Here is a 22843-nt window from a genome sequence, read left to right as displayed (position 1 = left end):
ACCCGCTTCCTCAGGATTTAAGCGCATTCATAATCATTTGGAAAATATACAGATCCTCACGCGCATCCTCAGGCGTCGTCTTCGGCGCATGATCGTTTGTAATGACATCGTACAGATGCTTCATCTCCAGCGTATACGGATCGGTGAGCGTCGGACGGATGACCGATTCCGTGTAGGCTTCGCCTTCTGTCTCATAAATGTGCAGCTTCGTCGGCAAATGGCGAATATACGGCGTGTCATACTGCACCTTCACCGTCTTGCGGCTTGCATACACTTCCACATGCGCATCGAATCGCCCTTGCTGATCCATTCCTGTCTCATACGTAACCGAGAAGGTACCATAATCGAGAATCGCATTTAAGAAAATACTGTCCTTATGAACCGACAGCTTCGCTCCAAGACAAGCCTTCGGCATACCGATTGCCTCGCGCATCGCCGATAGGTCATGGCTGCCAAGACCAGCCAGCAGCCTGTAGAAGCTGAACAACGGAGAATCCGGTTCAAGCCCCGTCGCCTCACGGGCAAGTCGCTCCGCTCTCTCCTTGCGATCCGCCTTCGCTTCCTCAGGAATATCGTCGAACATAACCGTGCGGCTCGTCGGGCGGATAAAGAAATGATTTTGCCCGATAATATCGCGCACTCTTGCGTATGTAATGTTGTCTAAGCCACCGATCTCTTGCACAGCTTGAACGAACGACGCCGCGTAACGGCGCATGTAGCCGATCATCACATGGACGCCATTCCGATCCCTCGCCTCAATAATCGATTCCGCTTCAGCAAACGTGAGGCACATAGGCTTCTCGATCAGCACATGCTTCCCCTGATTAGCAGCTTCAATTGCGCATTCCGCATGATATTCATCGCTATTAAGCACAAACACAACATCAAGATCCTCTTGCCTAACAAGCTCCCTCATATCGGTATACAGCTTGTCTACTCCATACTGGCCGCCGATATGCGCCACCAGCTTCGGTGAAATATCGCATATTGCTGCAATTCGGTATTGCTCCGGCATTGATTGAAGCACCGGCAAATGGATGACCTGGGCAACCTCGCCAAGACCAATCAGTCCAACATTAAGCACGCGTCCGCTCATGAACAAGAAGCACCTCTTCCCTTGAGATGTAATTGGTATTTAGTTTACAAAAATAAAAAATGTAAAGTCGTTTAATAAACACTTTCATAATTTTGATTATAGTACTCGGCTATTACTCTGTAAACACTACATTTTATTCGACAATTGGGTTACTATTTCACCACGTAAGTTTACATTCAACTAATTTTATTTACAGAAACCTTTCAAATCCAGTAAATCCTGCGGCGTATCCACATCAATGCCCCATTCCGTCTGATCAAAGCGCATAAGCAGCAGCTCAGATCGGTGCCCCGAAATAATCGACTTGCCACCCTCATCCCCTTGAATGGTTGCGAACTCCGTGTACAACTCTGCATCGAATAATACCGGATGCCCAGGCATACCGGCGTAAACGGGACGCAAGATCCGAGCCCCTTCTGAGCGCATCCGCCGATACTGCTCAAGCATCGCCACCACCACAACGGGAGAGACGAGCGGCTGATCCGCCAGAAATATGAAGACTGCGTCCGTCCTCCCCGTCACTGCTTCAATGCCAAGCCGAAGCGAAGAGCCTATACCTGATGCATAGTCACGATTCTCTACGATACTGAGCTGTTTGAAAGGAGCGGCACATGAACGCAGCTCGTCAATACAATAGCCTCCAACGACGACAATCGGCCCAAGCCCGCACTCAGCAGCCACTTCAATCGGAAAATGAAGCAGGGGCTTGCCTCGCAGCGGAATGACCGGCTTAAACTCGCCCATCCGTGTCGACATCCCAGCCGCCAGAATAATCGCGCCAATGCTGCCTATACTCATCGCACTCCTCCTCTTGGCTGTGTCCCGCTTCTAACTCGGATTAGCTCTGCTACGATGCTTACGCTGATCTCCTCCGCGCCTTCCGCGCCGATCGCAAGCCCAACAGGCGCGTGAACAAAGTCCGGTACCGGTTCAGGGTGCAGCAGCCTCTCCGTTCTTGAGCGCGATCCTAAGACGCCTATATAGCTTGGTGGTGCCTTCACCAGCTGACGCAAAATCGCTTGATCCTGCTGAAATTGATGCGTCATGATGAGCACGTAACTGCTTGAAGCAATCGAGTGCTGGAGCAGAAACTGATCTGGATGGATGTTGAACAACCGGTCTGCTGTCCGAAAATGGCGCTCACTGCATCTATCGCTTCGCGGATCAACGATGCATACCTCGAAATCAAGCTCCGATGCAAGCCTTGCTAACAGCTCAACATCAGAGCCCGCACCGAAGATGAACAGCTGCTCTCGCGGTCGATACCTCTCGACTAGCAGCTCGCCTTCGATAGCAGGCGACGACAGAACTTCGATTCCCGTGGTATCATCTCCCAACATAAACGAGCGAAACTGCGCCTCCATCTGCTCGGTGAGCGAATCGCCATCGTCATCGCTAACCATGCCGGATGCTGCATACAACAACAGCCTATTCTCATTTTGCACGGTGCCCGTTCCTTTGCTGCGCATCATTCTTCGAGCACAAACGATGGATTCTCCACGATTCAAATGCCGTTCAACTTCCGCCCATTCCCCGCCCCACTCGCAACATTCCAGATAGACGTGAATGCGTCCGTTGCAGCCCGCTCCTCGCCCCCAAGCGAGGTCATCCTCCGACCGCAAGTCGTACTCCAGCGTACGCGGCTCCCTGCTCCGAATGACTTCCTGCGCATGATGCAGCAGATCCTCCTCCAGACAGCCGGCGCTAATCGCTCCGTGCTGGCTGCCGTCTGCGCCGATGAGCATTTTGGCGCCTGCATGGCGGTACGAGGAGCCTTCCACCGCGATTATCGTCGCCATGGCGTAACGCTGCCCTTGATTCCGCTTCAGCACCTGCAGCATCCGGTAACGATCATTCATGACCGATCACCGACCTGACCGCCTCGCGGATTTCCTGATAGCACGTGCACCTGCAAATGTTGGAGCGCAGCCATTCTTGCACGACTGCCTCGCTTGCATGCGGACGCTGCTCAATCAGCGCTTGGCACACCATAATAAAGCCAGGCGTGCAGAAGCCGCACTGGAACGCGAACTTATCAATAAACGCCTGCTGGATCGGCGTATCGCTGAGCCCTTCAATTGTTGTCACCTTGCAGCCGTGCGCCTCGACCGCTAGCATTAAGCAGGACTTAATTGGCTCCTTATTTACGATGACTGTACACGCGCCGCAATCGCCATTTTCGCAGCCGGCTTTGGCTCCCGTCAGTCCAAGCTGCTCACGCAGCACACGCAGCAGCGTGTCTGCTGAACGAATTGTCACATGCCGCCGCATACCATTCACAAGCAGCTCCAGCTCACATTTGGCAAACCCTTGTGTACTCATACCCGCCTCCGTTCAAGTGCCGTCATCGTCTCCGACAGGGTGTTCTTCAAGACAAATGTGCGATAAGGCGCTGACGCGAGCAAATCATCCAATATCGGTGCAGGCCAAGCCTGAACAACACGCTCGATCCGCTCATTCAGCGGCATCGAATTATTGTTCAAGATGTTCTCCAGCTCTCTTGATCGGAACGGGATGTCGCTGACGCCGCTAAATGCGATACGTACGCCTTGCTCGGTTCGCAGCGCAGCAATGCGCACGATCGGATAGTCAATGCGTTCCATCTTCGTCTTCTTCACCGTGCAATAGGGCATGCCGAAGAGCCGTTCGCTGCTTATGACTTGAACGAGCAATTCTCCTTTTCCCAAACAGGGCTCCCCGTTTAAAATTTGGCTGATCGGCACTGTCCGCCTGCCCTCGGGCCCGACCAGAACCGCTTCACTGTCCACGAGCAGAAACGGCAGCAGCCCTTCACGAAAATAAAACTTCCCGCATAAGTGGCTGCCAATTGTCGCTTTGCACCGAATCGAATGATCTGCCACATCTCTGACCGTCGCGCCAAGCAGCGGGAATAGCTCCATCTCATCCTCAAGCCTCTTGAGCGTAATCGCAGCCCCGATAGTGAGCTTCCCTTCCTTCGTCTGAAGCACATTGCATTCGGGGATGCTTTTAAAATCAATAACCGCGCCTGTTCGCAGCTGATTCATCCGTGCCATGGAGATGATTTCAGTGCCGCCGCCATAATAAAGCGGCTGCTTCCCCTCCGCATCCGCCTGCTTGAATAGTCTGGCCGCTTCCTCTGCGGTCCGCGGCTTATAATAGTCGAAGTCGAAAGCGATCATGTCTGTTCTCCGCCCCCTCTATAGCGCCAGATGAGCTCTGGGATGAGCGGAAGCATGTTCAGCTCGACCCCTGCCGCAACGGATAAGGCGTTGGCTAAGGCCGCCGGCATGCCGATTACACCGTGCTCCCCGACACCGCGCGCGCCGTACGGCCCTTCCTTGAAGGGCGTCTCGACGAAAGCGGCGTCGTATTCCGGCGTTTCTCCGTAGCGGGTAATCTTATAAGAACGAAGCTGTGGGTTCAGCACTCTCCCAGCATCATCGAATTGGAAGGTCTCTCTCGTCGCGAAGCTAAGCCCCATATTCATACCGCCATATACCTGTCCTCGGGCGGTGCCTTCGTTAATTACTCTGCCGGCATCAAACACCGAAACCGCCTTCAACAAGCGATATGTACAATCCAGCGGATTGAACTCAACCTCCACCGCTTGCGCGCCAAGCGTCCACACATTGCCGGGCTTTCCTTTGCCCGTCTCAGGGTCCATCTTGGTCGTATCTGGAATCCGATACGTCCCACGGCCAATGACCGGCTCTCCAACCGCAGTGCCATCCGGATTGGTGTAGCCTATTGCAAGGTCACGTACCGCAATGGAGCGGTCGGGATTGCCCTTGACGTACACGTTGCCTCCGCCGACTTCAAGCTCCTCCGGCGGCAGCTTCATTACAAGCGACGCGTTGTGCTTCAATTGTGCGATCGCGTCCTCGGCTGCCGCCAGCACCGCGCGCCCCGCCATCGTCGTGCCGACGCTCGCAACAGTCTTCCAATGCTCCGGATTCGATTGCGTATCGATATCCAGCTTGATATGAACTTGCTGGATCGGCACGTTCATACGCTCGGCAAGGATTTGCGCCATAGCCGTCCGGTTGCCTTGCCCGATCTCGACCGTCCCTACGCTGAGGTTCATCGTCCCGTCGTGATTGAATGTTATAATGGCGCCGCTTCCGCTCTCGATGGCAGACGTCGATGTTTTCCAGATGCATGCGACTCCCTTGGCTCTAATTGTTTGAGCATCAACTGCGAGGCGCTCTCCTTCGCTCCACCTTATTAGCTCCTTCATCTTCGCAATGCATGCCGGCAAATCGCCTAGATTGCTCTCCGTCAGTAACGCCTGTGTCGGCGACGTATCACCAGCCTTAATGGCATTAATAAGACGCAGCTGTACAGGATCCATCTGCAATTTGCGCGCAAGCAGATCCATCATCCGTTCATTACAGAACGCCGCCTCCGCATGACCAAAGCCGCGGTAAGCCGTTGCGTATGGATGATTCGTGTACACGCATAAGGCGTCGCAGTAAACGTTGTCTATTCGATAGGGACCTGTGCAGTCGTTGGCGCCTGCTTGGGTTACAGATGAACCGGTATCGCTGTAGCCGCCCGTGTTAAACAGCATCGTGTACTGCGCCGCCATCAGTTTCCCGTCCCGCGTCGCACCAAGCTTCAATGTCGCTTCCAGTCCGATATGACAAGGCGAGCTGATCATGTCCGACTCGCGGGTATTGTTGATCTTGACCGGACGGCCTCCACACTTCTTCGATGCCATATATGCGATATACTCCAGCTGGAATGAGCCTTTGCCGCCGAAACCTCCCCCAACGAGAGGCGTCCGCACGATAACCTTCGATTCCTCCACTTGAAAGAATCGCTGGAACGCTCTTCTCATATTGAACGGGTCCTGCGTCGCTGACTGAATCTCCACGATCCCACTTGGCATAACCTCCACGATCGCGCAGCGCGGCTCCATTGCACCATGATCCGAGGTGTCGAAGCAGAACGTGTCCTCCACCACCACTTCACTCGCTGCCCAGCCTGCCTCCATATCGCCTTTACGAATTCGCACATCATTGCCAATGTTCGTATCCGGAACCGGATATACATTGCCAACCTTCACATAGCTGCCTAAATCCGCATGCAGCAATGGCGCATCCGGCTGTAGTGCCTCGCTTGGCGACAGCACAATCGGAAGCGGCTCGAATGCCGCCAGAATAAGCTCCGCCGCCAGCTTCGCGATTCGTTCGGTTTCCGCAACGACCACCGCGATTGGCTCACCGTAATAACGCACCTTATCTACAGCCAGAGGCGGGCGATCGACAAGAAACGGACCTGTGAGCACGGGAAAATCAGCGCCGATGACGACAGCCTGTACGCCGATGACCTTCAGCACCTCCGTTGTGTCGATGGAAACAATCCGCGCATGCGCATAAGGGCTCGTCACAAGCCAGCCATGCAGCTGGCTAGGCGATTCTGAATCGTTTGTGTAACGGGCGAAGCCGGTCACTTTATCGCGCGACTCGACCCGCGGAATCGGCTTTCCGATGATTTCCAAGCGACCACACTCCTTTAGGGATAAGCACCTCTTAGATCATATAGCGGAGCCTGCCTGTCCTATGCGCAGCAACAACAAACGGCTCCCTGGGAGCCGCTCTTTAGCGCTTCATATGAACGTTAAACGTGCCGATGAACCGGCGCAGCTCCTTGCGATGCGAGTACAGCAGTAATAGGAAATTAACGAGTCCGAATGTGACAACTGAAGCGGAGTAATCGAAGAGGAGTGTATAGATTGTCAGGACGAGCATGCCGAGCACAACTTGGAAGCCGTCCGCCTCCGACGAGGTCGGCATGCCTTTGCTCAGGAACCTCCCTGTAAGCAACAGAATTGCGAGAATAATTGCATATGCGAGTGAAGCCGTGAATGCCGTGAGCCCGCTCCATACACCGAAAGTCACCGCGATCGCTTTGCCGCCTCTTAGCTTCATGAAAGGCGAGAAAATATGACCAAGCACCGCCGCTGCACATGGAAGGATGAGTCCGAAGCCCACTAATGCATCCGCACGGATGAGCAATAAGATGGGAAGGTACCCTTTTAGAAAATCAAGCACGATGCCAGTCAGACCATACGAGTAACCTGCTGCCTTCCACAGGTTGAGCGCGCCGGGATTACCGTCGCCATGCTCCTTCAGGTTCTGTTTAGCGAGCAGACCAAGCCAGTAAGAGAACATCAGCCCCCCGCAGAGGTAAGCCAGCAGCGTCCATACGACGATCATCGCTTCGACCGCCCCCCAACCTCGATGTGCCTGCCTTTCCAAGCGACCTGCCCGCAGAATACAACCTGGTAGATGGAGTACAGCATAATAAACAGGAAGAAGACCGTACTAATCGGATGCAGCGCAGGCAGCCATCTCCCGAACCGGCCCGTGTAGCGGATAAAATAATAAATTTGCGCCGTGTACAACAAATACCCAGCTGCAAGCGGCAGTGCCAAGGACGTGCCCAGCAGCAAAGGAGCCGACTCTGCCGCAATCAGACCGATGAGCCACAAGGCAACAAGCAGTGTCGTCCCTATACTGAGCTTGCTTGTACTGAGCACCGCCCCTTTGCTGAACCCTTCGATTTCACTGCGAATGCCGCCCGGATACATCCGGAACGACACCGTGCCATACCCGATATAGTTGTTGACCGGAATACCGGCCTGCATAAACTTCGCGCCTAGATTAAGATCATCGAGCAGCTCCGCCTTCACACTCTCATGACCGTTGACAGCCTCGTAGTCCGCTCTCGTCGTGACGATACAGGAGCCATAGAGCCCTTTCTGCGGATTGGTCCGTTCCATAGGCGACGTAAATGCATAGAGACCGAGCAGATTCGGGATTAAGGCGAGCCGCTCATAGAACTTCTCCGCTTCGTGATAGGGCACTACGGATATCGTTCCGCCCTTCTGCACTCGTGCTGCGAGCAGCGCCTCCATCGCATGCGGCGCAAGCCGGACATCTGCATCGAGAAAAGCGATCAGGTCACCACTCGCTAGCTGGTAGCCGTTCCACACAGCCCAGTTCTTGCCTGTCCACCCAAGCGGCAGCGCTGGGCACGAAATGACCGTCACACCGAACTGTTCGGCAATTTCTCGCGTCCGATCCTCGGAGTGATCATCGACAACGATTATCTCCATCTTACCTATCGTCTGTGCCTGAAGGGAGCTGAGCAGAAAGGCAAGATTACGCTCTTCATTTCGGGCTGGTATGATGACGGACAGCTTACCTTGTGGCAGCGGATGATGTTCTGGCAACACCGGAACTGTATTTCGGCGGAACAACAGCAAACCCGCGAAACAAGTGCAAATGAGCAGCACTGCAACAACGATCTCCATATTAGTCCCCCCACCCCAAATAGCTTGTTTATCGCGATCTTTACAAGTATATGGCGGCTCACTCCCATTCTATGAACGCAATTCTATGGGAAACAAAAAATCCACAATCATGTGAGATTGTGGATTCGATTTGGTGTTCTCTATACCATTTTGTAGTACAAGATCGTCGCTTCCAGTTCCCCATTAGCTGATTGCGCAAAGCCTGGAATGCGGCCTGCCTGAATGTAGCCAAGCGAGGCATACAGCAGATTCGACGGGTCACCTTCTCTTGTATCGAGCACCAGCAATGAGCGAGCCTCCTGCTTCGCCCTCTCCTCCGCAGCCTGCATCAGCTGACGCCCGATTCCGTTGCGCCGGAAGTCAGGATGTGTCATGAGCTTGGCGATCTCCGCGCGGTGAGTGCCGTTCGGCTTCATGCACAGATGAAGCTGCACAGTGCCTGCAATGCGTCCGTTCATGCGCGCGACGAACAGAAGGACGTCCGCGGCGAGTACTGTTTTCCAGTATTGCTTCGCTTCTTGCTCGGTTAGTGGCGGCAAGAAGCCAATTGATGCACCATCCTCCACCACCGTTATGAGCAGCTCGGACAGCTCTTTTAAGGTGGATTCATTAATGGCATGTAGTTGTTCGATAAAAATATTTGGCATCGTTAAACGCTCCTCAGTTGCAGTGTGCCTTGGATATAGCCATATGATAAAGGAGACGCTACGATTTGTATAGCGGTGGCCACTTGTCGTTACGCTGTTGACCGTGCTTCGCCAAACTCGCCTCAAGCAGCTCACCTCGTAGATTATAGGAGAGTATATGCAAAAAAACAGCCGTCCAGGGATGAACCCTGAACGGCTGCTTCTTTATGAATTACTCTACGTTATAACTTACTGTTACTTTTGTACTTTCTGCTTTAGTTCCGTTAGTCACAGACACCTTAATCGTGCTGCCTGCAGCCAGATTTAAGCCAGTAACTTTAATGGATGTACCGCTAGTCCAAGAAACTGTACCAAGTACTGTTGTTCCGTCAGCAGCGTATACGGTTACTTTATCACCAGATACCATTCCAGAGACTCTGACAATATCAGTAGATCCAGTATCATTCAGAACCGCAATTTGAGCCAACGTTGGTGCAACACTGTTTTCGTCAGTGTAAGTCACAGCTACACGAGGACCTTCAATTTTGCCCGCACTCTGAACAGTGATGTATACTTTGCCGCCAGCTGCAACCAGTGCAGATGCTGAGCCAAGGTCAATGTCAAGCGGTGTTGCGAGCACGCTCGCATCCCCAACACTTGTTCCAAGCAGTGTACCGCCTGTTGCCGCGGAATATACTCTAAAGACATCGGTTGCTGCAATATTAGTAGAGTTGTTCGTAACGGTTACAACGTCATTATTGCTTCCGCCGTTGTTTTTAACTGTGAAATCACCTGCAGTTGGAGTAGCGGACGGTGGCGCAGTTGTGTAAGTGTACGCTGTACGCGTGCTCTCATCCTTACTTGCCTTTGTTACCGTCACGTAGATTGTGCCAGCTGTGGTGTTGCTCAGCGTAATACTAGTAGCATTCAGATCAATTGTTACGGAGGTGCCTGCACTTACAGTACCAGTCGCTCCAACAGTACTTGTACTATTATCTGCATAGATTTTGACTACATCGCCAACCACAAGGTTTGCAACTGTCACCGTATCAACGCCAGCACCAGTACCGACGCCATTTGCATTACTAATGGATGCTACTGCAGGAGCTTTCGTCACTTGCGACTGATAAGAGACAGTTGCACGAGTACTTTCCCGTTCCATTGTACGTTTTACGCTGACATAGACAGAACCGCCTGCATCAGTCAGAGCAAATGTTACTGATGCCTTACCGCTAGTAGGAGTTCCAGATGTGCCTGTACCGCCTGTTGCTGCCGAATACACATAGACAATATCGCCTGGATTCAAGCCATCCACTGTAACTGTATCCGAGCCTATACCCGAGTTATTAACTACGGTAATGTCACTCAGATCAAGCGCTGTGGATTGTGTTTCTGCGTTATAAGTTTGCGCTGTACGAGCACTTTCCGTTTTGTTCGTAGTCTGAACAGTGACATATACGGAACCGCCAGCACCAGCAGTCAAGTTCGCAGTTCCAATATCGATTGCAAGCGTTCCGCCTGCATACGTACCTGTTGCAATCGCTGAACCGCCTGATGACGCACTGTACACATTAAAGACATCGCCATCTGAGATATTACCAGAGTTGTTCGTAATATTAACAAAGTCATTGTTGGTTTCGCCGTTGTTAACAACCGCGATATCGCCTGCAGCTGGAGCCGAAGATTGTGGCGCCTTGATGTAAGCTGCCGCTACTCGAGGCGTACTCTCATCCTTGTTTGGCTTAGTTACTGTCACGTAGACCGACCCGCTAGCAATGTCGCTCAGCGTAATAGCTGAACCATTCAGATCAATCGCGACGGCAGAACCAGAAGTTACTGTACCAGTCGCCCCAACAGAACTTGTACTGTTATCAGCGTAGATTTTAACTACATCACCAACCGCAAGGTTTGTAACGGTCACTGTATCTGCGCCAACTGCAGAACCGAAGCCATTCGTAACGGTAATGGATGATGCTATCGGAGCTTTCGATACTTGCGACGAATACGTTACAGGAATCAATGTGCTTTCCAGTTCCATTGAGCGTTTTACGCTGACACGGACAGTACCGCCTGCATCAGTCAGAACAAATGGTACTGTAGCCTTGCCACTAGTAGGAGTTCCAGCTGTACCTGTACCACCTGATGTTCCAGGGTACACATATACAATATCGCCTGGATTTAGGCCATCCACAGTAACTGCATCAGTACCTGTACCCGTGTTATTAACTACTGTAATATCACTCAAATCAAGCGCAGCGGATTGCGTTTCTGCGATATAAGTCTTCGCTGTTCGAGTACTTTCCGTTTTGTTCGCATTCTGAACAGTGACATATACGGAACCGCCAGCACCAGCAGTCAAGGTCGCAGCTCCAATATCAATTGCTAACGTTCCGCCTGCATACGTACCTGTTCCAATCGCTGAACCGCCTGTTGACGCGCTGTACACTTTAAAGATGTCGCCAACCGTGCCGTTCGTAATATTTACAATATCATTGTTAGTTTCGCCGTTGTTAACTACCGCGATATTACTTGCAGTTGGAGCTGTAGATTGCGGCGCCTTATTGTAAGCGGCTGAAGTTCGAGTTGCACTTTCAGATTTATTAGGTTTGGTTACCGTCACGTAGACTGTTCCATTAGCCGTGTCGCTGAGCCCAGGAGTTGCAGCAGACATGTCGACGACTACGGAAGAACCAGAAGCTACAGTAGCAGTCGCCTCAGCTGTAGTAGCTGAAACATTATCTGCATAGACCTTAACGATGTCACCGACCTCAAGGCTTGAAACTGTCACCGTATCAAGAGCTGTGCCATAGCTGTTACTAACACTAATAGTTGCTGTTGTAGGCGCATTGGAAATTTGCGACTGATACGCTACAGCAACACGATTACTTTCTTGTTCCTGTGAGCGCTGAATGCTGACGTAGACCATGCTGCCTGCAGCAGTCAAATCTGGTAGTGTAAATTGAGCAGTACCATTAGTAGGAGTTCCGCTTCCAAGCACTGAACCGCCTGTTGAAGCCCCATACACTCTGATTGTATCGCCCGCATTCAGACCTATTACTTTAACTGAATCCGTACCTGTAGCCGCGTTATTAGTTACGGTAACGTCAGCCGCATTAAGCGCAACAGATTTCGGCTCAGCGATGTATGTTTGCTTCGTACGTGTGCTTTCTTTCTTGTCCTTCTTCGTTACGGACACAAACACGGAGCCACCAGCTACAGTCAGCAAGTCTGTTTGCTCAATCGATGCCGTTGTCTCAGCTGTAGCTACAGCTGATGATGTAGCAAGTGCAGTACCGCCGGATGCTGCTGCATACAGGGTGATAACATCGCCTTCTGTCAGACCCGTTACCGATACTTCGTCTTGATTGCCAGTATAATTGTTAGTGACTGTGATGGCCGAAGCTAACAATGCAGTGCTTCCATCCGTGCCGAAAGCAACTTTCAATCTGGCGCTCTCCAATCCGCCATCTTTATTCACGCTGACATAGACGTAACCTGTAACAGTGCCCAGATCCTCGGAAAGTGATGCAGTAGCATCCGTTTTACCCGTTGCCACTGTTGCTGTACCAATAGCAGTGCCGCCTGTTGCCAGCTTGTACACATTGATTACGTCGCCTGGAGTCAGGCCTGTAGCAACTACAGTATCAGCTGTGTTGTAGTTGTTGCTGACTGTAACTTGTGACGCAATAAGTGCAGTCGATGACGCTTGAGCAGTATATGTTTTCGCAACACGCGCGCTCTCGCCTTTGTCCACTTTCGTTACCGAAATATAAACACTGCCTCCTGCAATCTTCAGCGCATTAGAGCCAGACAAGGATACAGTCACTTCTGTATCACCAGTATCAACTGTTGCTTCGCCGAGCTTATTACCAGCTGTTGCCGCATCGTACACAGCCACTATGTCGCCTTCTGCTAGGCTGTACGCTGAAGTGCTAACTACCTTCACCGTGTCGTCAACGCCTGTCTTGTTGTTGGCAATTGTAATATTCGCTACCGGTGCGGTAACGCTAGTCTCTGATGTGTACGGCTTAGCCACTCTCGTACTCAGAAGCTCGTCCGGATTCTCAACGCTTAGATAGATACTTCCTGTGCCAGCAAGCAAATTGGTTGTTCCAAGGTTTATCGTTGCTGTGCCGGAGGATTCCTGCTCACCACTTGGATTGATAGCTACGCCTGTTGCCGCTTTGTACACATATACTTTAGCGCCAGTAGTAAGGCCTGTTACAACAACTGTATCATCCTGGCCTTTGTTGTTGTTAACCGTAATTTGACTAACAGTTAGCGCTGCGGATGGCTTCTGAGCCGTGTATGCTTTTGCTACACGCGTGCTTTCTTTCTTGCCCACCCTTTCAACCGAAACATAGACCGAGCCAGTGCCAATAGCGAAAGCGTCTACTGCTTTTGCAATTGCTGTTGTCCCGCTAGTGATTGTATCAGTCATGAGCACCGTTGTATCTGTTGCTGCGCTTGTTTTGTACACTTTAATGGTGTCGCCTACAGCGAGACCTTCCACTTGCACGCTGTCATCTTTACCTGTCGCACCATTTGTTAGTGTAACGATATTGGCAGCGGCAAGCGGCAAGCTTTGCTCAGCCGTGTACGCCTTAACCGTTCTTCCGCTCTCATCCTTACCTGCTTCTGTCACACTGACATAAAGGTTACCCGCAGCTGCGGCCAAAGTTGTAGTGCCCAGATCAAGTGTCACTTCTCCGCTTGTCTCAGTGTCGGTAGCAATAGCAGTTCCGCCTGTTGCCGCTTTATAAACTTTGACTGTTGCGCCTGTGGACAAGCCCGTAACCTTGACCGAGTCATTCACGAGGTAATTGTTGTTGACCGTAATGGAGTCAGCACCTGGTGCGTTAGTGAGCGAGGACTTCGAATACGTTTTCGTAATCTTCGCACTTTCTAGCTTGTTCAACCGCGTGACGGTAATTTGGAAGCTTCCGCCAGCTGCAAGCAACAGATCATCCGCGGTGACCGTTACATCTCCGTCCGATGATGCCGTAGCACTTGCAACGAGAGCGCCATAAACCGTTACTTTATCCCCAGCTTTGAGGCCGCTAACTTTAACGGAGTCGGATCCGGTTGTATTGTTGATGACGCTTGTAATTGCCGTTGCCGCAAGCGCTGCAGATGTTTCTGCAGTATACGCTTTCGTAATCCGAGTACCAGTGTTGACCTGGATATAGGCATTACCCGCTGCAGCACCAAGTTGCGCAACTTCTACCGTTACTGATGAATCCTCAGCAGTAGCACTGCCGAGCAGGGTACCGCCAGTCGAAGCCGTGTATACCTTTACAATGTCACCTTGATTTACATTAGCGACTGTAATCGTATCGGAAATACCAGCCTTATTATTCACGATTGTAATGTCTGTTGCCGTCGCAGCGATAGCTGCCGTCGGGCTAATTGCGGCTAATAACAGTGTTGCGCTCAGTAAGCCAGCAGCAAGCTTACTCGTCTTGCCTTTAGCTTGTGGTTGTACTTTAGACCTAGCCTTAAGCTTCATGTAATGTTCCCTCCACAGTATGATATAGTAGCTTCATACTAGCTCTATCGGTTATTTCTGCCATATTGTTTAGTGCAGTTTGAATTTTTTCTGAAATTTGCTGAACGATTTCGAAAAATGTCAATATATCCCGATTGAATAGGGCTTACAGCTTACCCACTGACGAACGGTGGCTGATCATCCTAATTCACGACAGCAAAAAGCACACTTTTACGACAATAATAAACCATATATTTTTTATTAAACCGGCTTATAAATGTAGTGCATCAGGATTGCCGTCGCCATATGCCGACAAATTATTCTATGCCATTAGCCCCAGCCTGTTGGACAACACCAGAGAGCCCTTTCGCAATCCGTCCAATCAGCTCGCAAGCCATCTCCTCATCCTGCCACATAAAAAAACAGGCGGCGCAGAAATAACTTCTGCACCACCTGCTTCTACTTACAGATTAACCAAACACAACACGATCATCCGCCATCTTATGACCGCTGATGTTCTCGAATTCACGCAGCAGCTGCTCGACCGTCAGGTCTTTCTTCCGCTCCTCGTCGATATCGAGGATGATTCGGCCTTTATCCATCATGATCAGTCTGTTACCAAGTCGAATCGCTTGCTCCATGTTATGAGTGACCATTAAGGTCGTTAATTTCATTTCACGTACGATGTTCTCCGTGAGACGCGTAATGAGCTCCGCTCTCGACGGGTCAAGCGCCGCGGTATGCTCATCTAGCAGCAAAATCTGCGGCTTGGTGAACGTCGCCATGAGCAGGCTTAGTGCTTGACGCTCCCCACCGGACAGCTGTCCAACCTTGGCACGCAGCCGTGTATCGAGACCGATCCCCAGCTTCTTCAGCTGCTCCTGGAAGAATGCACGCTTCGCACGAGTGATTCCGAAGCTTAGTCCGCGCTTCTTACCTCTTACATACGCGATAGCCAAGTTCTCCTCAATCGTCAGATGCGGAGCAGTACCCGCCATCGGATCCTGGAAGACGCGGCCGATCCAGCGGCCTCGCTTGTACTCTGGCAAATCTGAGACCACATTTCCGTCGATGCGCACATCTCCCGAATCCGGTGATACGACACCGGAAATGATATTCATCAGCGTCGACTTCCCAGCGCCGTTACTGCCGATTACCGTTACGAAATCGCCAGGCTTCAGAGTCAGATTAATGCCGAGCAGCGCCGCCTTCTCGTCCGGCGTTCCGGGGAAGAAGAGCTTAGACACCTTAGCTAGTTCCAGCATTAACGCTCACCTCCCACAGCCGCAAACATTTCGGCCAGTTCTGCAGAACGCTTGCGCGCCGCATGCTTCTGCTTCCAAGATCGCTGAGCAGTTGGAATGATAAGCGCTACGATAACGATAACCGCAGTAATGATCTTCAGATCAGATGCATCCAGCCAGTCGACCTGAAGCGCCAACGCAACGACTATTCGGTATACGACCGAACCAAGCACAGCAGCCAGTGTCGCCCATAGAATCGTTCTCGCACCAAGAATAGCTTCCCCGATAATGACGGAAGCAAGACCGATCACGATCATCCCGATTCCCATCGAATTGTCTGCGTAGCCTGCTTGCTGAGCAACGAGTGCGCCGGATAGAGCAACGAGGCCGTTTGATAAGCTGATGCCGAGAATAATCGTATTGTCGGTATGCGCGCCGAAGCTTCGGATCATTCTCGCATTATCGCCAGTCGCCCGCAGCGCAAGTCCAAGGTCTGTCTTAAGGAACAGATTCAGCAGCGCCAGGATCAGGATCACGGCAACGATCATAAACGTTAGAATGGAAAGCGAACTAAATATCGTATCCTGACCGAGCAGCGAGATGTTTGGACGGCCCATAATCCGAAGGTTAATGGAATAGAGCGCGATCATCATTAGAATCCCGGACAACAGCCCGTTGATCCGTCCTTTCGTATGCAGCAAACCTGTGACGGTTCCTGCCGCACAGCCGCCGAGACAGGCAACGATTGTTGCAATCCAAGGCGATGCGCCGTGGGCAATCATCGTCGCGGCGATGGCTCCCCCCGTTGTGAAGCTCCCATCCACCGTTAGATCGGGAAAATCAAGAATGCGAAACGTGATGTATACGCCGAGGGCCATCAGCGCGTATAGCAAGCCTAGCTCAATGGCCCCTGGCATGGAATGGATGATAGCATGCATGATGAACCTCCGATTACTGGATTACTGAATGATGTTTTGCGCTTGATCCTGAACAGCCTTCTTCATGTCGTCTGTCACTGTAATACCAAGAGCTTTAGCCGCTTTCAGGTTGAGGATCAGATCCAGCTTCTCCTGCATACTTACTTTCAGATCGCCTACTTTTTTACCGTTCTTGAGCACTTCTGCAGCCATCTGGCCAACTTGATAGCCGTGATCGTAATATTTGAAGCCCACTGTTGCAAAAGCACCCTTCTCTACCGTATCGCGGTCAGAGGAGAAGAACGGAATTTTATTCTTTTGTGCCACTTGAATAATCGAATCTACGCCGCTTACAACCATGTTGTCGAGCGTAATGTAGAGTGCATCGGCACGACCGACCAGCGATTCTGCCGCTTGCTTCACTTCAGATGTGTTCGTTACTGCCGCTTTAACGAGCTTGATGTTGTGCTTGGACAGTTCATCTTCAGCCATCTTGGCCATCACGACTGCATTCTCTTCACCTTCATTAATGACAACGCCGACTGTCTTCACATTCGGGAAGTTCGCAGCGATAAAGTCTACCAACTGCGTTGTTGCCGCAGGGTTTGTATCCGATGCGCCAGAGACGTTGCCGCCTGGTGCATCCAGGTTGCTTACGATCTTCGCGCTTAGCGGATCGGTAACTGCTGCGAACAGCACAGGCGTATCCTTCACTTGCTGTACCACTGCTTGCGCCGATGGCGTTGCAATTGCAAGGACAAGGTCATTCTTCTCTGCCGCGATCTTCTGAGCGATCGACAGGTTGTTCGAAGAGTCGCCTTGCGCGTTGTTGAAGTCAACAGTCAAGTTCTTACCTTCTTCAATGCCAGCGTCTTTAAGCGCCGCCAGGAAGCCTTCACGAGTCGCATCAAGAGATGGGTGCTCGACGATTTGAGAAATTGCGATTTTGTACGATTTTTCCGCTGGTGTCTCTGTGTCGCCTGCATTCGAGCTTGTGTTAGCAGTTGTGTTGTTCCCTGCCGCAGCGGTGTTGTTTGTTTCTTCTTTCTTGCTGCCACAACCTACGATCAGTAGAACGATAGAACATACGAGCACTAATAAAGACCATTTTCTCATAACATTATTTCCCCTCTCGTTGTAAGCATTACATTTGTTCTGAAAAACTGCGACGCTTTATCACCAAACAGCAACAAAGTGTGAATCTAGCAGAATCCCCTGAGAACGCTAACATGCTTTTTATCTATATTAAAAGGAGTTCACAAGTTCGTCAATTGTTTAAAAATTTAACGAAGACCACACCCTATCCGGATGTGGTCTTCGCGCGCGCTTAGTTTACAAGCAGCATTTCTTATATTTCTTCCCGCTTCCGCACGGACAAGGCTCGTTTCTGCCAATCTTGACAGACGTAACCGGGCGGCGAGGCGCTGTGATCGTTCTCTGGTAGGAAGCGCGAATCGGGCTTGTAACGCTTGCTGCAGCCGTTTGCGCTTGCGCTGTAGCCTGCGGAGCTTCTGGCTTAGCTTCAGGCGCTGCAGGGGCTTCAGGCGCGTGTGCGTCCGTGCTGCTGAGCAGTTCCCGGATCTCTTCCGGTATATCTGGGTGCTGCAGACTCGTTTGCGGGAATTCAGCTTCTGTGAGGAGTTGAACAAGTGCGTCCGCGAGCTCCTGCTTCTTCAGCTTCGAACGGCCAGCAAGTTCACATGCTGCGGCAATTTGGTTTAAGCGATCCTTCGTCAGTGCCGACAACATATCGCTCAGTTTCGTTCTAATTGCTAAATCCATGATGTTAGATCCCTTCTATCCGTCACAACAAATGACTTCATAACCAAGCTATTTTACCATGTTTCACAAGATAAGCCTATCCCAATAATTACAAACAGGTGTTGAGAGCAAGAAAAAACCACATCCTCGCACGGATGTGGTTTTAATGCTGGAGTCATTACAAACAGCACTTTTTATGTTTTTTCCCACTGCCACATGGACACGGCTCATTTCTGCCGATTTTCGAAGAAGCCGCCGGGAATTGAACGATATTGCTACCACTCGCGCCCTGACTTGGACTTGGACTCGGACTTAGCTCATCAGGCGTAAAGCCGCGATTGGACCACATTCTCGTCGTATTATGCACTTGAATAATTAGCGGCATGATCTCCTCTGCCTGCTTCTTGCTCAAGCGAATCTTACGTAACTCAAACTCTTCCATGATAACGCTAAGAGGCTCTTCCATCGAGCATGCAAGTTGGATATCATCCGTGAGCGCTTCAGCCATCCGCTCGACTTTGCCTAGCTTCAGCATGATATAGCTCTTCAATGCCTCTAGCTGAGGTGTCATCTCGAAATAATCGTTCTCAGCGTAACGCAATAGCTCTTCTTTGGGAGGAATGTAATAGGGTCTGTCCTTCACGCTCTCCAAGAACTCTTCATAATCGTCCAGACTCTCTCCATCTAAGCCATCGCTAAATAGAAATCCGCGTTGAACATCCCAGGTCAGCACCTTATCAGTGACGGATGAATAAACCCGATTGACTTGTTCCTCCGTCAAGCTAACATCGTTCTGATCGTTAATGATCTCAATGAGCTTCTGGACAGGGCAGATGCCGTATAAGTTAGCAGCAGCTTCCGTATAATGCAACACCAGCCTGCTTACGCTGCGTTCACTCTCAAAAGACTTCTGATCCAGCTGCTTATAAGCGGCCTTGACTTCCTCCGGCATGACAAAGAACAGCTTGTCCTGTTCGATGAAGCTGAACACCAAGCCTTTATCCATCATGAACAAATAGGCATCCGCAAATATCGCGTTGTCTTGAATGTAAGGAACACCGAGAAGCCGGTTCACAAGCTCCCACTCCTGCGTCTCCGCTGATAGGAAAGCCGTCCGTACTTCAATTACATTCGTAATCCGCTCGAAAAGCGCCTCCACGAGCTCCTGCTTCTTCAGCTTTGAGCGACCCGCAAGTGCGCAATTGGCAGCAATGAAATTCAGCCGATCTTTTGTTAGCTGTGAAAGAATATCCTTCAAGCTAGTCACAACCGGGCCTTTGATCGCATTATTAATATTCAGCTGTAGCATCTCTTCTTTTAAATCCATACCTGTACTCCTTTTACATATCATACGAAGTCAAACATGTATCAGACGATGTTACTCAGTAGTTGTATTCTTTATTTTCAAATTCTTTACCGCTGCCTTACGATCAAGCCCCGAATCAAACAAAACAGGGAGTTCTTTCATGCTAGTGACCATGGGAGACATGCATTGCGCGCAGGTTGGCACGTCCTCAAATGAATAGCCCTTCCTCATCCAGCCGTTGCAGTCCTCTTTTGCACACTTCCAAATGGCTGTCATTTCAGTTGGATAATCCTCTGGGGGTCTCTTACGGGAAAAATACATGAGCAAGCCCTCCTTTAATTTATGCTTCATAAAAAAAGCCACATATCAAAAAAGGAAGCATCGCAACCTTTTCGGCATGTGACATTACGTCTACTATACGAGAATTAAATTATAACACATTTTGACTGAATTAGCGAAACCATATTATTCATGTAACCTCCAACATCCCATGCAATGCTATCTCTTCAGACGAAGGATTCCATCAATTTCACTTTTCAACAACAGATAACGATGTGCACTTCTCATAATAGAAACTTTAGTTAGTTTATTCTTTTCTACGTAGATCTTCATTTGATCCTTGGAGAAGCCTAAGGCATTTCCGGCTTCCGTTACAGTTAATACTACTTCATTGCTGGTCGCATTAAACGTATCTTTCACCTTCAGATTGTAATCCTTAAAACTTTGCATATCAGGCATCCTCTTCCACCTCTGTAATTGTTCCGATTCATTTATTATAGCACGAACTCGCACAGATACATAAAATTGAACCAAGCGATCACTTTGAGCCACTGCTACCGGAATAAAACTTCAAGTAATCCCCAAAATGCTCTGTCCAATAGGACACGGTATGACCTCCGGGATTGGTATGCCACTCCACTTGAACATTTTCGCTTTTCAATAATGTATATAGTTCCTCATCCACTCCAGCTAGAAAATCGGAGTCTCCCGCATCGAGGTAAACGCGTACGTCGCTCAGGTTTTGGCTGATAGCTAGCTTGAAGGGGTCCCGCTGATCCCTTAACGCTGGCGTGGGGTAGAGCCAGTCCCGCTGATCCGTATATAAACACTGTCCGTATAATCCCAGATCGCTGCGCTATGTCCGCCAATCTTGCTGAACAGATCGGTGTGATTGAACCCGAGATAAAGAGCTGCGTAACCTCCCATCGAGAACCCGCCAACATAACGGCCCTCCCGCGAGGCTACCGTACTGTAATTCGTATCCACGTAGGGGAGGACCTCTTTTAATAAATAGTCCTCATAGCTGCCTTCATCTACACTGCCCGGATTTTTGCCTTGCCCGGGGACGGTGTTTACCGCAAAGCTGTTTCCGTAATCGGGAGACACAATAATCAACGGCGCGATGTCATCATTAGCAATAAGACGGTCAGCAACTTGACCCAGCCCCATACTGTCAAAAACATAGCCGCGACTTCCTCCATAACCATACAGCATGTAAACCACCGGGTATTTCAACTTCGGATTATAGCCTGGCGGAGTATAGACATCGAAGCTCATATTACTCTTCAAGGCTTTGCTGTAAATTTCGATGTCGTCGATCTTGGAGAACGCCTCTACGTTATTGTTCCCCTTCTCGCTTGAAGAACATCCGCTTAATATCAATCCGATTATGAGCAGCAAACAACAGGAAAGCAGCATATTGCTTCTTCGCATGTTTATTAGCCCCTTCGCTCAAGATTAGAAATTAATTCCAATTTAAGTATAGCAGAAAAAGACGGTTTATTGAGGTAAAGCAACCAACCACATCCTCTTGCGGATGTGGTTAATGCCCTCCCATGATTCACTCGAACTCAAGAAGGAAATCGTATTCCGAACTGATGGCATCCATAAAACCGAAGTCCTCACGGTAGGTGTTGTAGTCGTCTGCAACAATATCATACAGCTTTTTTACCAATTCCTTGTTCCCGAACAGCTTCTTCGAGATACTGTGCGGATTGTTAGGAATTGCGCTTAATTCCTCCATCTCCAACACGAGTACATTGTCCCTCAATGCATCCAACTGCTTCTGTGAAGTCAACTGAATGCCAAGCGGACCTGCAAAGGTCTGTACACGGTAGAGCGGGTCGGTCGTCATGACAAAGGCTATTTTTCAGCTGGTAACATTCGTTAATGGCGCCCTCGATTCTCGGAAGCAGAGCCTTTGTATCGTCATGAATCTGATTCATGAGACTCATCTGCCGATCTCTGACTGCTTTGTTATGGATGCTCGCCATCGACAGTTGCCGTAAATCGTCACGCTGTGCGTTGTACTTGGTTCCTACCCAGCTCTCCTTTTTCGACAACGAATCCATTCTTTCACGATGCTTGCGCCCAACATGGTTCAGCTCAAGAAGCAGGTCCCGAATCGAAGATATTAGCCTTGACATCTCTTCCTGACGCGGAACGATATAGTTGTTAAACATCCGGTTCAGCCAATTTTGGTAGTATTCAATGTCGGACCTGAATTCCGCCCCACCCATTTCTTCATACGTATAGTACTTGTCGATCAACCGGGTTAAGACGGGCCGGGCGGACGGCTCCAAGGAATTCGTTTCGCTCGTTGGTAACTTAGTTGGCGGTGCAGGTTCCTGTGGTGTAGGTTCAGGCGGTGCAGGTTTTTCACGTGCAGACTCAGGCCGGACGCGCTGTCACCAGAGTAAATAGCTTACCAACATCACAGCCGCAACGAGACCGCCAATGAAATAATTGTTCTTCCAAATAGACGGAGACTTGCCATCCCTATCTCCAGCTTCTGCTTTATTATCGACAATGACTAGATACAGAATGCCGCTTCCATCTTTGACAAAATGAACATTATAATGCAGAAGCGTCCCGTTATACCGATCCAATATGGCGTCTTCGGATTGTTTGCTTCCTTTGATCTCCTTGCGCAGCTTCGCTATCGATTCTGGTAAATCGATCGCGGCGACAGGGTAATGCTGCATGTCCGAATTAATGGAGATCACGTACAACGAAGATGTCGTTAGATCGTTGGCCAATTGGCTGAAATCACGGTATGTAAGCTGCGGCTTACCCTCAAGTAGCATTGACATGAAAAAAAGA

20 protein-coding genes are annotated in these 22843 nt (G+C 50.3%); all 20 read right to left on the bottom strand.

Annotated features, from left to right (window positions below; genetic code table 11):
• Positions 1-10: 10 nt before the first annotated feature.
• The 20 genes from BMY11_RS17940 to BMY11_RS17840 all read right to left on the bottom strand — a co-directional run bounded on the left by BMY11_RS17940 (position 11) and on the right by BMY11_RS17840 (position 22833).
• Positions 11-1096, bottom strand: a complete 1086-nt coding sequence (locus tag BMY11_RS17940; protein ID WP_090579113.1) for a Gfo/Idh/MocA family protein — start codon at positions 1094-1096, stop codon at positions 11-13.
• A 186-nt stretch (positions 1097-1282) separates the two neighbouring features.
• Positions 1283-1894: a nucleotidyltransferase family protein gene (locus BMY11_RS17935; protein ID WP_090579110.1), complete on the bottom strand. Its 612-nt coding sequence runs from the start codon at positions 1892-1894 to the stop codon at positions 1283-1285.
• On the bottom strand, positions 1891-2955 hold the full coding sequence (locus BMY11_RS17930) for an XdhC family protein (protein ID WP_090579107.1): 1065 nt from the start codon (positions 2953-2955) through the stop codon (positions 1891-1893). The genes BMY11_RS17935 and BMY11_RS17930 overlap by 4 nt, the downstream gene beginning before the upstream one ends.
• Positions 2948-3418 (bottom strand): (2Fe-2S)-binding protein, encoded by a 471-nt coding sequence (locus BMY11_RS17925; RefSeq protein WP_090579104.1) that lies wholly within the window; start codon positions 3416-3418, stop codon positions 2948-2950. Before BMY11_RS17925 ends, BMY11_RS17930 begins: the two co-directional genes overlap by 8 nt.
• On the bottom strand, positions 3415-4257 hold the full coding sequence (locus tag BMY11_RS17920; protein WP_090579101.1) for an FAD binding domain-containing protein: 843 nt from the start codon (positions 4255-4257) through the stop codon (positions 3415-3417). The genes BMY11_RS17925 and BMY11_RS17920 overlap by 4 nt, the downstream gene beginning before the upstream one ends.
• Positions 4254-6581 (bottom strand): xanthine dehydrogenase family protein molybdopterin-binding subunit, encoded by a 2328-nt coding sequence (locus BMY11_RS17915; RefSeq protein ID WP_090579099.1) that lies wholly within the window; start codon positions 6579-6581, stop codon positions 4254-4256. The genes BMY11_RS17920 and BMY11_RS17915 overlap by 4 nt, the downstream gene beginning before the upstream one ends.
• Before the next feature lie 100 nt (positions 6582-6681).
• Entirely contained in the window at positions 6682-7299 is a 618-nt protein-coding gene (locus BMY11_RS17910) for a glycerol-3-phosphate acyltransferase (protein WP_090579096.1), read from the bottom strand.
• Complete coding sequence (locus BMY11_RS17905) at positions 7296-8399, bottom strand: glycosyltransferase (protein WP_090579093.1); 1104 nt, start codon at positions 8397-8399, stop codon at positions 7296-7298. Before BMY11_RS17905 ends, BMY11_RS17910 begins: the two co-directional genes overlap by 4 nt.
• A gap of 140 nt (positions 8400-8539) precedes the next feature.
• Positions 8540-9046 carry a GNAT family N-acetyltransferase gene (locus tag BMY11_RS17900; RefSeq protein WP_090579090.1) on the bottom strand — a complete coding sequence of 169 codons (507 nt, stop codon included), beginning with the start codon at positions 9044-9046 and terminating at the stop codon, positions 8540-8542.
• Between the two features lie 211 nt (positions 9047-9257).
• Positions 9258-14534, bottom strand: a complete 5277-nt coding sequence (locus tag BMY11_RS17895; protein WP_090579087.1) for a beta strand repeat-containing protein — start codon at positions 14532-14534, stop codon at positions 9258-9260.
• Positions 14535-14983: 449 nt separating this feature from the next.
• Positions 14984-15778 carry an ABC transporter ATP-binding protein gene (locus tag BMY11_RS17890; protein WP_090579084.1) on the bottom strand — a complete coding sequence of 265 codons (795 nt, stop codon included), beginning with the start codon at positions 15776-15778 and terminating at the stop codon, positions 14984-14986.
• On the bottom strand, positions 15778-16695 hold the full coding sequence (locus BMY11_RS17885) for an ABC transporter permease (protein WP_371262868.1): 918 nt from the start codon (positions 16693-16695) through the stop codon (positions 15778-15780). The genes BMY11_RS17890 and BMY11_RS17885 overlap by 1 nt, the downstream gene beginning before the upstream one ends.
• Before the next feature lie 21 nt (positions 16696-16716).
• Complete coding sequence (locus BMY11_RS17880) at positions 16717-17790, bottom strand: ABC transporter substrate-binding protein (RefSeq protein WP_090579082.1); 1074 nt, start codon at positions 17788-17790, stop codon at positions 16717-16719.
• A gap of 216 nt (positions 17791-18006) precedes the next feature.
• Complete coding sequence (locus tag BMY11_RS29360; protein ID WP_256217622.1) at positions 18007-18456, bottom strand: SEC-C metal-binding domain-containing protein; 450 nt, start codon at positions 18454-18456, stop codon at positions 18007-18009.
• 157 nt (positions 18457-18613) lie between these two features.
• On the bottom strand, positions 18614-19762 hold the full coding sequence (locus tag BMY11_RS29100) for a YecA family protein (protein WP_218150197.1): 1149 nt from the start codon (positions 19760-19762) through the stop codon (positions 18614-18616).
• A gap of 51 nt (positions 19763-19813) precedes the next feature.
• A complete protein-coding gene (locus tag BMY11_RS17865; protein WP_090579076.1) occupies positions 19814-20062 on the bottom strand; it encodes a cold-shock protein in 249 nt (82 codons plus the stop codon).
• A 177-nt stretch (positions 20063-20239) separates the two neighbouring features.
• Positions 20240-20470, bottom strand: a complete 231-nt coding sequence (locus tag BMY11_RS17860) for a DNA-binding protein (protein WP_090579073.1) — start codon at positions 20468-20470, stop codon at positions 20240-20242.
• Between the two features lie 330 nt (positions 20471-20800).
• A complete protein-coding gene (locus BMY11_RS17855) occupies positions 20801-21454 on the bottom strand; it encodes an alpha/beta hydrolase (protein ID WP_090579070.1) in 654 nt (217 codons plus the stop codon).
• Positions 21455-21581: 127 nt separating this feature from the next.
• Complete coding sequence (locus tag BMY11_RS28530) at positions 21582-21875, bottom strand: hypothetical protein (RefSeq protein ID WP_143069297.1); 294 nt, start codon at positions 21873-21875, stop codon at positions 21582-21584.
• Between the two features lie 553 nt (positions 21876-22428).
• Positions 22429-22833: a hypothetical protein gene (locus BMY11_RS17840; RefSeq protein WP_143069296.1), complete on the bottom strand. Its 405-nt coding sequence runs from the start codon at positions 22831-22833 to the stop codon at positions 22429-22431.
• Positions 22834-22843: the final 10 nt, after the last annotated feature.

The organism is Paenibacillus sp. OV219 (genome assembly GCF_900110075.1).
GTDB lineage: Bacteria > Bacillota > Bacilli > Paenibacillales > Paenibacillaceae > Paenibacillus_Z.
The sequence above is the reverse complement of the archived record's forward strand: the minus strand, read 5'-3'. Positions and strand labels throughout refer to the sequence as shown.